Below are 13226 nucleotides of genomic sequence, written 5' to 3'. Positions count from 1 at the left end.
CTGCCGCGGCAGCGCGGCCGGGTCGCGGCTGGACGACATGACAGCTACCCGGGCGTATCGGCATCATGAGGTCTCATGACCGACAGCCGTATTGATCCTCCCTATATCGCCGACGAGACCCCCATGCTGCACTCGTGGCTGGACTGGCACCGGGAGACCCTGGCCGTGAAGTGCGCCGGGCTGTCGCAGGAGCAGCTCCGCCTGCGCCCCTCGACACCGTCCACGCTCTCCCTGCTGGGCCTGGTCCGCCACCTGACCGACGTCGAGCGCCACTGGTTCCGCAACATCCTCAACGGCGAGGGCACCCCGGGGATCTACTGGTCCGACCGGGACCCCGACGGCGACTTCGACCTGGTGGAGACCGCCTCGGCCGAGGAGGCGTTCGCCCGCTGGCGGGCCGAGGTCGACCACGCCCGCGCGCTCTGCGCGGAACTGCCCGTGGACACCGTGGGCAAGCAGCAGCGCGGCGGGGAGAACGTCTCGCTGCGCTGGATCCTCATCCACATGATCGAGGAGTATGCCCGGCACAACGGTCACGCAGACATCATCCGCGAGCAGCTCGACGGCGTCACCGGAGAGTAGTGGGCTCCTCGATCACCTCGGCGATCACCTGGTCGAGGTTGGCCAGGTCGGCCGGGTGGGCCACGGCCGCCTCGGCGAAGCGGGTGATCAGCCGGGCGAAGGCCTCACGGTCCGCCTCGTCCCAGTCGGCGATCAGCCCGTCCAGGTAGGTGCGCCGGTAGTGGACGACCACCTCCAGCACCCGCCGCCCGCGCTCGCTGAGCACCAGGCGGGCCCGCCGGGCGTCGACCTCGGACGCCTCGCGCTCCACGAACCCCGCGCCGATCGCGTCGTTGACCAGCCTGCTGGCCGTGGAGGGGTCGATGTCCAGCTGCTCCGCGACGGCGCCGACGGTCACCTCGGGCACGTCCAGGCTCAGCTTGTGCACGGCGTGCACGACCATCACGTTGGACAGCTGCACCGGCCGCTGCGGATCTCCGAGCTTGCGCGCGCGCAGCGGCCGCGCCCAGATGCGGCGCAGCCGGAACAGTGCCACGTCGATCGCCGCCCCCGGCGTCCCGTCCTTCACGGAACAACCCTAGCGGCGAGCACCGCCACCTCCCAGACCGCCGTGGCCCGACGGGTCAGCCGGCGAGGCGGACCGGGTTCACCAGGTCCGCGTACAGGAGCAGGCCGAACAGGATGATCATCGTGAAGGCCAGCGCGTAGGTCAGCGGGAGCACCTTGGCGATGTCCACGTGCGCCGGCTCGGGCCTGCGGGTCACCCGGGCGAAGGCCCGCTTGAGCCCCTCCCAGAGACCGCCCGCGATGTGGCCGCCGTCGAGCGGGAGCAGGGGGATGAGGTTGAACACGCCGATGGCCAGGTTGAACCCGGCGAGCAGGCTCAGCAGGGCGACGAGCTTGTTCTCGGTGGGGGCGGCGGAGGCGGCGATCTCGCCGCCGATCCGGCCCGCGCCGACCACGCCGACCGGGCCGTTGGGGTCGCGTTCCTCACCGGAGAAGGCGGCGTTCCAGACGCCGATCATCTTCTGCGGCAGGTTGAGCAGCGACTCGGCGACCCTGCCGGTGAGCTCCACCATGTGGCCGACCACGTAGCCGAGGCTCTGCTTCTCCATGACCTGCGTGGGCGCGACACCGAGGAAGCCGACGTTCTTCTCGATCTTCTTCGGGTCGTCGACCGCCGGCCGGTCCTGGGAGATCAGGGTGACGTTCAGCGTCTGCGGCCTGCCGTCGCGCACGATGCCGAGGGTGATGGGCCCGGCCCCGTTGGCCCGGATCTTCTTGGTGGCCTCCTCCCAGGAGGAGACCGGCACCCCGTTGAACGCGACGATCTTGTCGCCGGGCTTGACTCCCGCCTGCGCCGCCGGCGTGGGCGGGTCGGACTCGGTGCACGTGCGGCCCGGCTTCAGCGACTCGCTGTAGGGGATGACGCACTTGGTCATCCCCGACACGACCGGCTTGAGCACCGGGACGCCGAAGCCCATGATGACGACGGCGAAGAGGATGAACGCCAGCACGAAGTTCATCGCCGGGCCGCCGCTCATGATGATGACCTTCTGCCACCAGGGCTTGCGGTAGAAGACCCGGTCCTCGTCGCCCGGCCGGACCTCCTCCAGCGCGACCTCTCGGGCGTTCTCGATCAGGCCCTGCCACGGCCCGGTGGAGACCGAGCGCACCTTGTTGGGATCGTCGGTGGGCCGGGGCGGCAGCATGCCGATCATCCGGATGTAGCCGCCGAGCGGGATCCACTTCACGCCGTATTCGGTCTCGCCCTTGCGCCGCGACCACATGGTCGGACCGAAGCCGATCATGTATTGCGTGACTTTGACGCCGAACAACTTCGCCGGCACCAGGTGACCGATCTCGTGCAGCCCGATCGACACCATCAACCCCACGAGGAAGACGATGATCCCGATCACGAAGAGCCAGCTCACAGGTTCATACCCCCGGTCACGGATTTACCGACAATGCCCCATAAGAGATTAGCCCAAGTGCCCGGAGCCAGGGCCCTCGAAAGCGGGCCTTCTAGATCGAGCCACTTGCACATGCTGTGCCGAATGGAGACACTTTGTTAACGTTGAGCGATCATTTGATCACCCTTCGACAATGGGCAGAGGAGAACCTTGATCGGGATCCTGGTGGCCGAGCACCTTCCCCTGGTCCGGCGCGGCCTGGTGGCGTCGCTGCAGTGTGAGGCGGACCTGAAGGTCGTCTCCGACGTGGGCAGCGGAGAAGAGGTCGTCCCCTCCGCCCTGGAGCACGGACCCGAGGTGGCGGTCGTCGATCTGGACCTCCCCGGCGTCGACGGGTTCGCCGCGGCGCTCCGGCTGCACGGCGACGTCCCCGGCTGCCGGGTCCTGCTGCTGTCGCGCCACCCCAACCCCGGCCAGGTCCGCCGGGCCTTCGCCGTCCACGCGCTCGGGTTCATGAGCCTGGACGTGGCGCCCGAGCAGCTCGCCGACGGCGTCCGCCGGGTCGCGGCGGGCCGCCGGGCGGTGGACTCGGAGCTCGCGGTGGCCGCCCTGGAAGCGGCCGAGAACCCGCTGACCCGCCGGGAGCTGGACGTGCTCCGGCTGGCCGCCCAGGGGGCGCGCTCCAACGAGATCGCCGACCAGCTCTTCCTGTCGGTGGGAACGGTCCGGAACCACATGTCGCGGATCATGTGCAAGACCCACGCCCGCAACCGCCTCGACGCCGTGCGGATCGCCAGCGACTCCGGGTGGCTGTGACGCCGCGGACGGCCGACGCTCCGGACGGCTGTGACATCGGGGCGCGGCGCTCAGGGGCGCCAGATGAGGATCAGGGCGCAGTCGTCGTTGTGCCCCGCCGACATCGAGGTGACCAGGTTGCGGGCGCCGTGGCGGAACCCGGAGGGCAGCAGCCGCTCGGCCTCCCCCAGCAGCCGGTCGAGGCCCGCGTCGATGTCGCGGCCGGGCTGCTCGATCAGCCCGTCGGTGTAGAGCATGAGGGCCTCGCCCTTGCGGAGCGTCCCCCGGTCGGGCTCGCAGTGCAGGTCGGGGACGATGCCCAGGACCACGCCCTTGGCGGGCGAGACCCGCCAGGTGCCGGTGCCCGCCTCGAACTTGACCACCGGCGGATGACCGGCCGAGGTGATCACGTATTCGCCGGTGGCGAGGTTGAGCCGCACGTGGACGGCCGTGACGAAGCCCTCGGCCTCGCGCTGGCGGTGCAGGTAGGTGTTGCAGGCGGCCAGGAAGTCGTCGACCGAGCCGAGCAGGCCGCCGAAGGTCCCCGACAGCATCAGGGCCCTGGTGCCCGCGTCGACGCCCTTTCCGGACACGTCGACGAGGGCGAGCTCCACCATGTCGCCCTCGCGCAGGGAGACCAGGAAGTCGCCGCCGAAGGAGGAGCCGCCGGCCTGCTTGAGCACCACCCGCGAGTCCCAGTCCTTGGGCAGCGCGGGCAGCTCGCTCTGGTTCTTGAGGCGGTCGCGCAGCTCCAGCAGCATCGCGTCGCCGCGCAGGCCCTGCACGCCCAGCTTGCCCCGGGTGCGGGCCATCAGCCCCGCCAGCACGGTGGTGAAGCCGAAGGTGACCAGCAGGCCCGGGCCGATCTGCCCCACCCCTCGCACGATGCCGATGTAGAGCAGGGCCGCGGCCACCGCGCACAGCAGCTTGGCCAGGCTGCGCAGCCGGAGCTGGAGCCCGCCGACGAGGGTGATCGGGATCATGAGCGCCGGGGAGAACCACTCCGTGGAGACCCGGGCGGCCAGGGCGCCGAGCACCAGGGACAGCGCGATGAGCGTGATGAGCAGGTTGCGGTCACGGGCCAGCGGCCCACGGCGCAGGAACCGCACAATGGGCACGAGAAGGGGGACCCGCACCAAGAACGCACGGAGCCCCGGAGGGATCAGTGGCACCGGGCGAGAACTCATGATGCGTTTGACTGTATCGGGCTATCCCCCATTTGGGCAGCCCACTTGACCAATGCCTTGATCATTAAGGGCGGATATTGAATAGCCGGAACGGTTTGTCCCCCTCTACCGTAGGAAAAATGAGTCTTACCCTGCGCCCGATCACCGAGAACGAGTGGCTCGACTGGATCGCCGTCGACGAAGAGGCATTCGGCAACACCCTCCCCCCGCACCGGGTGGAGCTGTTCCGGAGCAACGCCGAGCTGGACCGCTCGCTGGGGGCCTTCGAGGACGGCCTGCTCGTGGGCGCCACCGCTGTGTGCAGTTTCACAATGACGGTGCCCGGTGGACCGATCCCGGTCGGCGGCATCACCGCGGTCAGCGTGCTGCCCTCGCACCGCCGCAGAGGGATCCTGTCCGCGTTGATGGGCCGCCAGCTCGCCGACCTGCGCGAGCGGGGCGAGGCGGTCGCCGCGCTCTACGCCTCCGAGGCGGCGATCTACGGCCGCTTCGGGTACGGCAGGGCCGCCGACAACCTCTTCTTCAACATCCCCACACACGGCTCGGCCTTCGGACGGCACGCCCCGACCGACCCCGCGCTGCGGCTGCGCGTGGTCAAGCCCGCCGAGGCCAGGGCCGTCTTCGAGAAGGTCTTCGAGGCCGTGCTCGACAGCCGTCCGGGACTCTACGCCCGCACTCCCGCGCGCTGGGACGCGGTGCTGTCGGACCACGAGACCGACCAGGGAGGCTACGGACCGCTGCGCGCGGTGGTCGTCGAGGACGACGGGGGCCCCCGCGGTTACGCGATCTTCCGGCTCAAGCAGAGCGTCACCGAGCATGACGTGCCGGACGGCGAGCTGCGGCTCAAGGAGCTGTTCGGCCTCGATCCGGCCGCCTACGCCCTGCTCTGGCGGCACGTCCTGGACCGCGACCTGATCGCGCGGGTCAAGGTCTGGCAGCGGCCGGTCGACGACCCGCTGATCCACCTGCTGGCCGAACCGCGCCACCTCAACGCCGGATGGCTGGACGACCTGTGGGTCCGCCTCGTGGACGTCGAGCGCGCGCTGCCCGCGCGCCGCTACTCGGCGCCCGTGGACGTGGTGATCGAGGTCGAGGACGCGGTCTGCCCGTGGAACGCCCGCCGCTGGCGGTTGTCGGCCGACACCTCCGGCGCCCGCTGCGTGCCGACCGACGACCCTGCGGACCTGGCACTCCCGGTCACCGCGCTGGGCGCGGCCTACCTGGGCGGCCGTCCGCTCGCGGCGCTGCAGGCGGCCGGGGTGGTGCACGAGTTCCGGGCGGGAGCCGTACGGGAGCTGTCGGTGGCGATGTCGTGGGACCCCGCGCCCTGGGCCGGTCTGATCTTCTGAGCGGGCCGGGCACGCCCGCGCCGCGCGGGTTATGGTGGCCGCATGGCACTGCAGAGCTTGCAGATCGGCGCGGTCACCGCGATGCGGGCGCGGGATGTCTCCCGGCCCTCCCAGGAGCAGCAGGAGGCCGCCGACCGGCGGCCGCTGCGCGACGAGACGCCGCGCCGGGAGCCCGGGCGCAAGGAGCAGCCGCGCCGCAAGTGAGCGAGCACGGGTAGCGGCGGGTGAGAGACCGCGGGTAGGACCGGACGAGAGACCGCGGGTGACGGATCCGCCCGCCCGTGACGGGCGGGCGGGCGCACGCCCGGCCCCCCACGGGCCGGGCGGGCGGGGCTACGGCAGCGGCGGGAGCTGGCCGATGGTCTCGTACGAGGTGAGCTGCGCGATCCGGCGGTTGTGCCGCTCGGCGCCCGAGTAGGCGGTGCCGAGGAAGATCTCGACGAACCGGGTCGCCTCCTCCTCCGTGTGCATCCGCGCGCCGACGCTGACCACGTTGGCGTTGTTGTGCTCGCGGGCGAGCTCTGCGGTCTCCTCGCTCCAGGCCAGGGCGGCGCGGATGCCGCGCACCTTGTTGGCCGCGATCTGCTCGCCGTTGCCCGAACCGCCGATGACGACTCCCAGGCTGCCTGGGTCCTCGGCGACGCCCTCGGCCGCGCGCAGCACGAACGGCGGGTAGTCGTCCTCCGGGTCGTAGACGGACGGGCCACAGTCCGTGACCTCGTGGCCGTGCTCCTTCAGCCAGGAGACGAGGTGGTTCTTGAGCTCATAGCCGGCATGGTCGGCACCGATGTAGACGCGCACCCGCCCAGTTTCGCAGGTGTATGTGGCCGGCTCGACCCCCACCCCGACTAGAGTAATGACCGCTTAGCCATCCGAACCCTTACAAGAGAGAGTCCCCATGCGTGACATCCGAGTGGTCGGGGATCCGGTCCTGCGCACGCCCGCCGAGCCGATCGTCGATTTCGACCGCGATCTGCGCCGCCTGATCGACGAGATGTTCGACGCGATGTACGCCGCTCAGGGGGTCGGCCTGGCCGGCCCGCAGATCGGCGTGTCGAAGCGGGTCTTCGTCTACGACTGCAGCAACCGCAAGGGCCACCTGATCAACCCCGTGCTGACGGTCGACGACGGCGCGGAGGTCGTCGACGAGGAGGGGTGCCTGTCGGTCCCCGGCCGCGAGACCGGCACCCCCATCTACGCCAGGACCCCCCGGGCCGCCGGGGTCACCGTCCGCGGCTCCGACCGCCTGGGCCGGCCGGTCCAGGTCAAGGCCCGCGGCCTGCTGGCGCGCTGTTTCCAGCACGAGACCGACCACCTCGACGGGATGCTCTACGTCGACCGTCTCGCCAAGGACGCCGCCAGGAAGGTCCTCCTGCAGGCCCCCTGACCGAGCGCGGGCTCCCCGGCCGGGACGGTGGGGCCACGCCCTTCAGCCTCCCGCGACCTCCTCGGTCCCCGTTGCCCCGGCGTCCCTCGCTGCGCGGCGGCGCAGGCGGAGCAGGGGCCTGGCCGCCAGGCCGAGGCCAGCCACGAGGAGCAGCACGACCATGATCCACTCGTTGGAGCCGCCGGGGCCGTAGACGTGGCCCCGGCGGCCGGTGTCGAAGGCCCGCACCGTCTGGCCGGGGGTGAACGCCTCCCGGTCGGCGCCGTAGAAGGCGATCCCCTGGCGCGCCTCTCCGCCGGCCCGGAAGTCACCCAGCCAGGTGCACTGCTCGTGGCCGGGGTGCTGGACGCACTCGACCCGCTGGGCGGTGAAGGTGCCCCAGGTGCCCTCGCCGCGGAGCGCGGCCAGCGCCGGTCCGAGGTTCTGCCCGGCGAGCAGCACCAGCACCAGTCCCCCTGCGGCGATCACCAGGTCGAACGCGCTCAGACGCTTGGTGCCCGATCTCATTCGGCGCCTTTCGGAGGGGGCGAGGCCTTCTTGCGGAGGGGCGAGGCTTCCCATAGGACGGGTTTACCCAGAACCTCCGGTAAGGACAACCCTCCCCGGGCGGATAGGCAATCTCGGAGAAAAGGCGGCGGCCTTTGAACGGTGATGCCGACAGACCCGCGGGGAACGGCGACGACGGCCCTGGACGGCCCTGTCCTGGCGGGCCGGGGGCACCGCGGGCCGGCGCGGCGACGCCCGCGCGAGGCGCCGGCCCGGGACCGGCCCATCGGGCCGCACCGGCCCAGCACCGGGCCAGGTCAGGCCCGGACCGGATCAGGGCCGACCAGGCCAGAGCCGGACCAGGTCAGAGCTGGACCGACTTGATCTCCAGATACTCCTCAAGTCCGAACTCGCCCAGCTCGCGCCCCAGCCCCGACTGCTTGTAGCCCCCGAAGGGGGCGCGGGGATTGAACTGGCCGCCGTTGACGGACACCTGGCCGGTGCGCAGCCGCCTGGCGACGGCGACCGCGCGCTCCTCCCCGCCCGCCCACACCGCGCCGGCCAGGCCGTACGGCGTGCCGTTGGCGATGGTGACGGCCTCGTCCTCGCCGCGGGTGTAGGGGATGATCGTCAGGACCGGGCCGAAGATCTCCTCCTGCTCGATCACCATCCCCGGCTCCACCCCGGCGAACACCGTGGGCTCCACGTAGAAGCCCCGGTCCAGGGGCCGGTCGGCGCCTCCGGCGACCAGCCGGGCGCCCTCTTCCTGACCCCGGTTGATGTAGCGGACGACCCGGTCGCGCTGGGCGGCGGAGACCAGCGGGCCGAGGCGGGTGAGCTCGTCGAAGGGGTCGCCGAGAGGGTATTTCCCCGTCGCCTCGACGGCGAGCCGGACGGCGTCGTCGTACTGGTCGCGGTGGACGATCATGCGTGTCCAGGCCGAGCAGGTCTGGCCCGAGTTGAGGAAGGCGTTGGCCACGGTCACCTTGACCGCCGTGGGCAGGTCGGCGTCCGGCAGCACCAGGCTGGCCGACTTGCCGCCGAGCTCCAGGGCCACCCGCTTGACCGTCTCGGCCGCGAGCGAGGCGACCCGCCGCCCCGCCCGGGTGGAACCGGTGAACGACACCATGTCCACGTCGGGGTGGGTGACCAGGGCCTCGCCCACCACCGGGCCGTAACCGCTCACCATGTTGAACACCCCGGCGGGCAGCCCGACCTCGTCGAAGATCCCGGCCAGCGCGAAGGCCGCCAGCGGCGCCACCTCGCTGGGCTTGAGCACCACCGTGCAGCCAGCGGCGAGCGCCGGGGCCACCTTGCACACGATCTGGTGGAGCGGGTAGTTCCACGGCGTGATGGCGGCGACCACACCGGCCGGCTCCCGGAAGATGCGGGAGTTGCCGACCCGCCCGCCCTCGAAGTCGTAGGTCTCGGCCAGCTGGCCGTAGGAGGCCAGCACCCCGGCGGGCATCAGCGTCTGCACCTTCAGCGCCACGTTGTAGGGCGCGCCCATGTCCGTGGTGATGATCCTGGCTATCTGGTCGGAGCGTTCTCGTATCAGCTCGGCCGCCGCGTTGAGGACCTTGCCCCGTTCGGCCGGGGCCGTGCTCGACCACCCGGGCAGGGCCGCGCGGGCGGCGGCGACGGCGGCCTCGACGTCGGCGGGCGAGCCCGCCGGGACCCTGTCGATCGTCTCCTCGGTCGCGGGGTTGACGACGTCGATGCTCTCGCCCGACGCCGATGCCCGCCAAGCTCCGTTCAGATAAAGGTGACGCATGGCTCTCATCCTTGCGTGCCGACCGTCATAAGGCGAGAGCCCGTAAGGTCACGGAATACCTGCGCAATCGCATGAAGATCGCAATTTGGCCGGATGCGATCCACTGCCGTGACGGACATCGGATCGCGCTCTGCACGGGCAGAGTACGGCGGGGCGGGGTTGTGACCGATGGATTATCGAGATGTATAAAAATTCGTAATATCCGGATAAGCGCGGAGAAGTGATTCTCCGCGCTTATCCGGACGGCCAGGTACGGTGGCCGCGGGTCCGCGGGTCAGTCGAAGATCGGCTGGCGGGTGCGGGAGCGCTTGATCTCGAAGAAGCCGTCGATGCCGGCCACCAGGCGGACGCCGTCCCAGAGCTTGGCCGCCTCCTCGCCCTTGGGCGCGGGCGAGATGACCGGGCCGAAGAAGGAGACGCCCTCCACCGAGATAACCGGGGTGCCGACCTCCTGGCCGACCCGTCCGATGCCGTCGTCGTGCGAGGCGCGCAGGGCCTCGTCGAACTCCTCGGAGTCCATCGCGTCGGCGAACTCCCGGTCCAGACCCGCGGCCTCCAGCGCCTCCTCGACGGTCTCGCGGAGCCTGTCGAGCTCCTTGAGCCTGCCCTGGTTGTGGAAGCGGGTGCCGAGCTCGGTGTAGAGCCGGCCCACCGTCTCGGAGTCGTATTTCTCCTGCACGGCGGTGACCACGCGGACCGGGCCGATGGCCTTGGCGATCATCTCACGGTAGCCCTCGGGCACTTCCTTGTCCTCGTTGAGCACGTTGAGGCTCATGATGTGCCAGCGCGGCTCGATGGGCCGCAGCTTCTCGACTTCCAGCAGCCACCGGGAGGTCATCCACGCGTACGGGCAGAAGGGGTCGAACCACAGGTCGACCGGGGTGCGCTCAGTCATCTCTCAGCTCTCTGATCGGGAAGCCTGTCGTCGGCGACAACCTGTGGGACCGAGTTTCCTATTCCACGTAGGGATTATTACGTTGACGAGCGGCTTTATCCTCGAACGGAGCGGTCGGCTCGTCCCTCGGCCTCCGGGGCGGCGATCCTCTGCCTCACATGGCAGGATTCAGGCATCCCTTCGCAACGGAGCGGGGGAAGTTGTGACGAGGGAGCGGTAGTGGCAGGCAATCTGACCCGTGACGAGGCCCGTGAGCGCGCGCGTCTGCTCAGTGTGCAGTCATACGCGGTGGAGCTCGACCTGACCGAGGGTGAGGAGCGCTTCGAGAGCGTCACCACGGTCCGGTTCACCAGCGCTCAGGCGGGTGCGGAGACGTTCATCGACCTGGCCGGCGCCAAGGTGCGCAAGGCCGTCCTGAACGGCACCGAGCTCGACGTGAGCAGCTACGACCTGGAGACCGGCCGGCTGCCGCTGCCGGGCCTGGCCGAGACCAACGAACTGCGCGTCGACGCCGACTGCTCCTACACGCGCACCGGCGAGGGCCTGCACCGCTTCGTCGACCCGGTCGACAAGAACGTCTACCTGCACAGCCAGTTCGAGACGGCCGACGCCCACCGGATGTACGCCTGCTTCGACCAGCCCGACCTGAAGGCCACCTTCGAGCTGACCGTGCTCGCGCCCTCCTACTGGGAGGTCATCTCCAACGCGGCGCCCGACTCCGCCGAGGAGCTGGAGGAGCACCACGGCCGCCACGGCGCGCTCCAGGCCGCCAAGCGCTGGCACTTCCCCGCCACGCCGGTGATGTCCACCTACATCACCGCCCTGTGCGCCGGCCCCTACCACAAGGTGACCTCCGAGCACGACGGCATCCCGCTGGGCCTCTACTGCCGGGCCTCGCTCGCCGAGCACCTCGACGCCGACAACCTCTTCGAGATCACCCGGCAGGGGTTCGACTTCTTCCACAAGATCTTCGGCGTCCGCTACCCGTTCGGCAAGTACGACCAGCTCTTCGTGCCCGAGTTCAACGCGGGCGCGATGGAGAACGCCGGCTGCGTGACCTTCCTGGAGGACTACGTCTTCCGCTCCCGCGTCACCGACGCGATCATCGAGCGCCGCGCCGAGACGATCCTGCACGAGATGGCGCACATGTGGTTCGGCGACCTGGTCACCATGCGCTGGTGGGACGACCTGTGGCTGAACGAGTCGTTCGCCACCTACGCCTCGGTGCTCTGCCAGGCCGAGGCCACCCGCTGGGGCCAGGGCGCGTGGACGACCTTCGCCAACGTGGAGAAGGCCTGGGCCTACCGCCAGGACCAGCTGCCCTCGACCCACCCGATCGCCGCCGACATCGTCGACATGCACGCGGTCGAGGTCAACTTCGACGGCATCACCTACGCCAAGGGCGCCTCGGTGCTCAAGCAGCTCGTCGCCTACGTGGGCCTGGACAACTTCCTGGCCGGCGTCCGCGACTACTTCAACGAGCACGCCTGGGGCAACACCACGCTCGCCGACCTGCTCGGCGCGCTGGAGCGCACCTCCGGCCGCGACCTGTCCTCCTGGTCCAAGGAGTGGCTGGAGACCGCCTGGGTCAACACGCTGCGCCCGTCGTTCACCACCGACCCCGAGGGCCGCTTCCTCGAGTTCAACGTCCTGCAGGAGGCCCCGGCCGACTACCCGACGCTGCGCTCGCACCGCGTCGCCATCGGCCTGTACTCCCTGCAGGGCGACGCCCTGGTCCGCACCAAGCGGGTCGAGCTCGACGTGGTCGGGGCACGTACGGCGGTGGCCGAGCTGGTCGGCGAGGTCCAGCCGGACCTGATCCTGATCAACGACGACGACCTGACCTACGCCAAGGTCCGGCTCGACGAGCGTTCGCTGCAGACGCTGGTGAACGGCGGCATCGCCAGGTTCACCGAGTCCCTGCCCCGTGCCCTGTGCTGGTCGGCCGCCTGGGACATGACCCGCGACGCCGAGATGTCCACCCGCGACTACGTCGCCCTGGTCATCTCCGGCATCGCGTCGGTCAAGGACATCACCGTCGCGCAGACGGTGCTCCGCCAGGCCCGCCTGGCCGTCCAGCAGTACGCCGACCCGGCCTGGCGGGCCGAGGGCCTGGCCCTGCTGGCCTCCGCCCTGCGCTCCCTCGTCGCCGGGGCCGAGCCGGGCTCCGACCACCAGCTCGCCTACGTCAACGCCCTGTCCGCCGTGGCGACCTCCGCCGAGGACCTGGCATTCGTCAAGGGCCTGCTGGACGGCTCGGAGGTGCTCGACGGGCTGACCGTGGACACCGACCTGCGCTGGACGCTGATCCAGTCCCTGGTCTCCGGCGGCGTGCTCGGCGAGGAGGACATCGCCGAGGAGCTCCTGCGCGACGCCACCGCCACCGGCGAGCGCTCCGCCGCGCTCTCCCGCGCGGCGATCCCGACGGCCGAGGGCAAGGCGAAGGCCTGGGGCGTCATCATCGAGGGCAAGCTGAGCGGCGCCCTGCTCCGCTCGACGGTCCTCGGCTTCATGGACCCGCACCACCCGGACCTGCTTGAGCCGTACGCCACGGAATACTTCAAGGAGATCGGCCGGATCTGGAAGACCTGGACCTTCGACAGCGCCCAGAGCTTCGCCAACGGCTGCTACCCGGCCCTGGCCATCTCCCCGGAGACCGTCGCCCGGACCCAGGACTTCATCTCCGCCGAGCAGCCGCCGCACGCCCTCAAGCGTCTGCTCCTGGAGGGCGCCGACGGCGTCAGCCGCGCCCTGCGGGCTCAGGCCAAGGACACCTCGGCGGCCTGACCCGGCCCCGGCCTCCGGGCGGATCCGCCCGGCTCCTGACGCCCCCCGCCGTCACGGCGGGGCGAAACGCGACTCATGTGGTGACGCCGCAACTCCGAACCAGCTCACTAGCCGGTCAGCACCGATTGGAT

Annotated in this window: 13 protein-coding genes; 6 read left to right on the top strand and 7 right to left on the bottom strand. The window is 70.5% G+C overall.

Annotated elements, in window-relative coordinates:
• Positions 1–75 precede the first annotated feature (75 nt).
• Positions 76–582 (top strand): DinB family protein, encoded by a 507-nt coding sequence (locus ACWDS7_RS39735; protein WP_306866321.1) that lies wholly within the window; start codon positions 76–78, stop codon positions 580–582.
• Here the strand turns inward: ACWDS7_RS39735 and ACWDS7_RS39730 are convergent.
• Together ACWDS7_RS39730 and ACWDS7_RS39725 are read right to left on the bottom strand one after the other, a co-directional pair.
• Positions 569–1090 carry a MarR family winged helix-turn-helix transcriptional regulator gene (locus ACWDS7_RS39730; RefSeq protein WP_306866317.1) on the bottom strand — a complete coding sequence of 174 codons (522 nt, stop codon included), beginning with the start codon at positions 1088–1090 and terminating at the stop codon, positions 569–571. The two genes, ACWDS7_RS39735 and ACWDS7_RS39730, sit on opposite strands and share 14 nt — an antisense overlap.
• A 55-nt stretch (positions 1091–1145) precedes the next feature.
• Positions 1146–2456 (bottom strand): M50 family metallopeptidase, encoded by a 1311-nt coding sequence (locus tag ACWDS7_RS39725; RefSeq protein WP_451933469.1) that lies wholly within the window; start codon positions 2454–2456, stop codon positions 1146–1148.
• A 189-nt stretch (positions 2457–2645) separates the two neighbouring features.
• On the opposite strand from ACWDS7_RS39725, the gene ACWDS7_RS39720 reads away from it, so the two are divergent.
• Positions 2646–3251, top strand: coding sequence for a response regulator transcription factor (locus ACWDS7_RS39720; RefSeq protein WP_306866312.1), 606 nt, complete (start codon positions 2646–2648; stop codon positions 3249–3251).
• A 50-nt stretch (positions 3252–3301) separates the two neighbouring features.
• Here the strand turns inward: ACWDS7_RS39720 and ACWDS7_RS39715 are convergent, their stop codons facing one another.
• Positions 3302–4417: a PP2C family protein-serine/threonine phosphatase gene (locus ACWDS7_RS39715; RefSeq protein ID WP_451933468.1), complete on the bottom strand. Its 1116-nt coding sequence runs from the start codon at positions 4415–4417 to the stop codon at positions 3302–3304.
• Positions 4418–4536: 119 nt separating this feature from the next.
• On the opposite strand from ACWDS7_RS39715, the gene ACWDS7_RS39710 reads away from it, so the two are divergent.
• The gene (locus ACWDS7_RS39710) at positions 4537–5766 is read left to right on the top strand and encodes a GNAT family N-acetyltransferase (RefSeq protein ID WP_451933467.1); all 1230 of its coding nucleotides are present in this window, start codon (positions 4537–4539) and stop codon (positions 5764–5766) included.
• A gap of 42 nt (positions 5767–5808) precedes the next feature.
• Positions 5809–5970 carry a hypothetical protein gene (locus tag ACWDS7_RS39705; protein WP_306866306.1) on the top strand — a complete coding sequence of 54 codons (162 nt, stop codon included), beginning with the start codon at positions 5809–5811 and terminating at the stop codon, positions 5968–5970.
• A gap of 129 nt (positions 5971–6099) precedes the next feature.
• Here ACWDS7_RS39705 and ACWDS7_RS39700 read toward each other — a convergent pair whose 3' ends face one another.
• Positions 6100–6567, bottom strand: a complete 468-nt coding sequence (locus ACWDS7_RS39700; protein ID WP_306866304.1) for a ribose-5-phosphate isomerase — start codon at positions 6565–6567, stop codon at positions 6100–6102.
• A gap of 97 nt (positions 6568–6664) precedes the next feature.
• On the opposite strand from ACWDS7_RS39700, the gene def reads away from it, so the two are divergent.
• On the top strand, positions 6665–7153 hold the full coding sequence (gene def / locus ACWDS7_RS39695; RefSeq protein WP_451933466.1) for a peptide deformylase: 489 nt from the start codon (positions 6665–6667) through the stop codon (positions 7151–7153).
• 42 nt (positions 7154–7195) lie between these two features.
• On the opposite strand, the gene ACWDS7_RS39690 is transcribed toward def, so the two are convergent.
• From ACWDS7_RS39690 to ACWDS7_RS39680, 3 genes are all read right to left on the bottom strand, one after another.
• A complete protein-coding gene (locus tag ACWDS7_RS39690; protein WP_451933465.1) occupies positions 7196–7660 on the bottom strand; it encodes a hypothetical protein in 465 nt (154 codons plus the stop codon).
• Positions 7661–8003: 343 nt separating this feature from the next.
• On the bottom strand, positions 8004–9413 hold the full coding sequence (locus tag ACWDS7_RS39685; RefSeq protein ID WP_451933464.1) for an aldehyde dehydrogenase family protein: 1410 nt from the start codon (positions 9411–9413) through the stop codon (positions 8004–8006).
• Positions 9414–9687: 274 nt separating this feature from the next.
• A complete protein-coding gene (locus ACWDS7_RS39680; protein WP_451933463.1) occupies positions 9688–10308 on the bottom strand; it encodes a mycothiol-dependent nitroreductase Rv2466c family protein in 621 nt (206 codons plus the stop codon).
• Between the two features lie 219 nt (positions 10309–10527).
• Here ACWDS7_RS39680 and pepN point away from each other — a divergent pair, with 219 nt between their 5' ends.
• Entirely contained in the window at positions 10528–13095 is a 2568-nt protein-coding gene (pepN, locus tag ACWDS7_RS39675; RefSeq protein WP_451933462.1) for an aminopeptidase N, read from the top strand.
• Positions 13096–13226 lie beyond the last annotated feature (131 nt).

The organism is Streptosporangium sp. NPDC003464 (assembly GCF_053588315.1).
The sequence above is the reverse complement of the archived record's forward strand: the minus strand, read 5'-3'. Positions and strand labels throughout refer to the sequence as shown.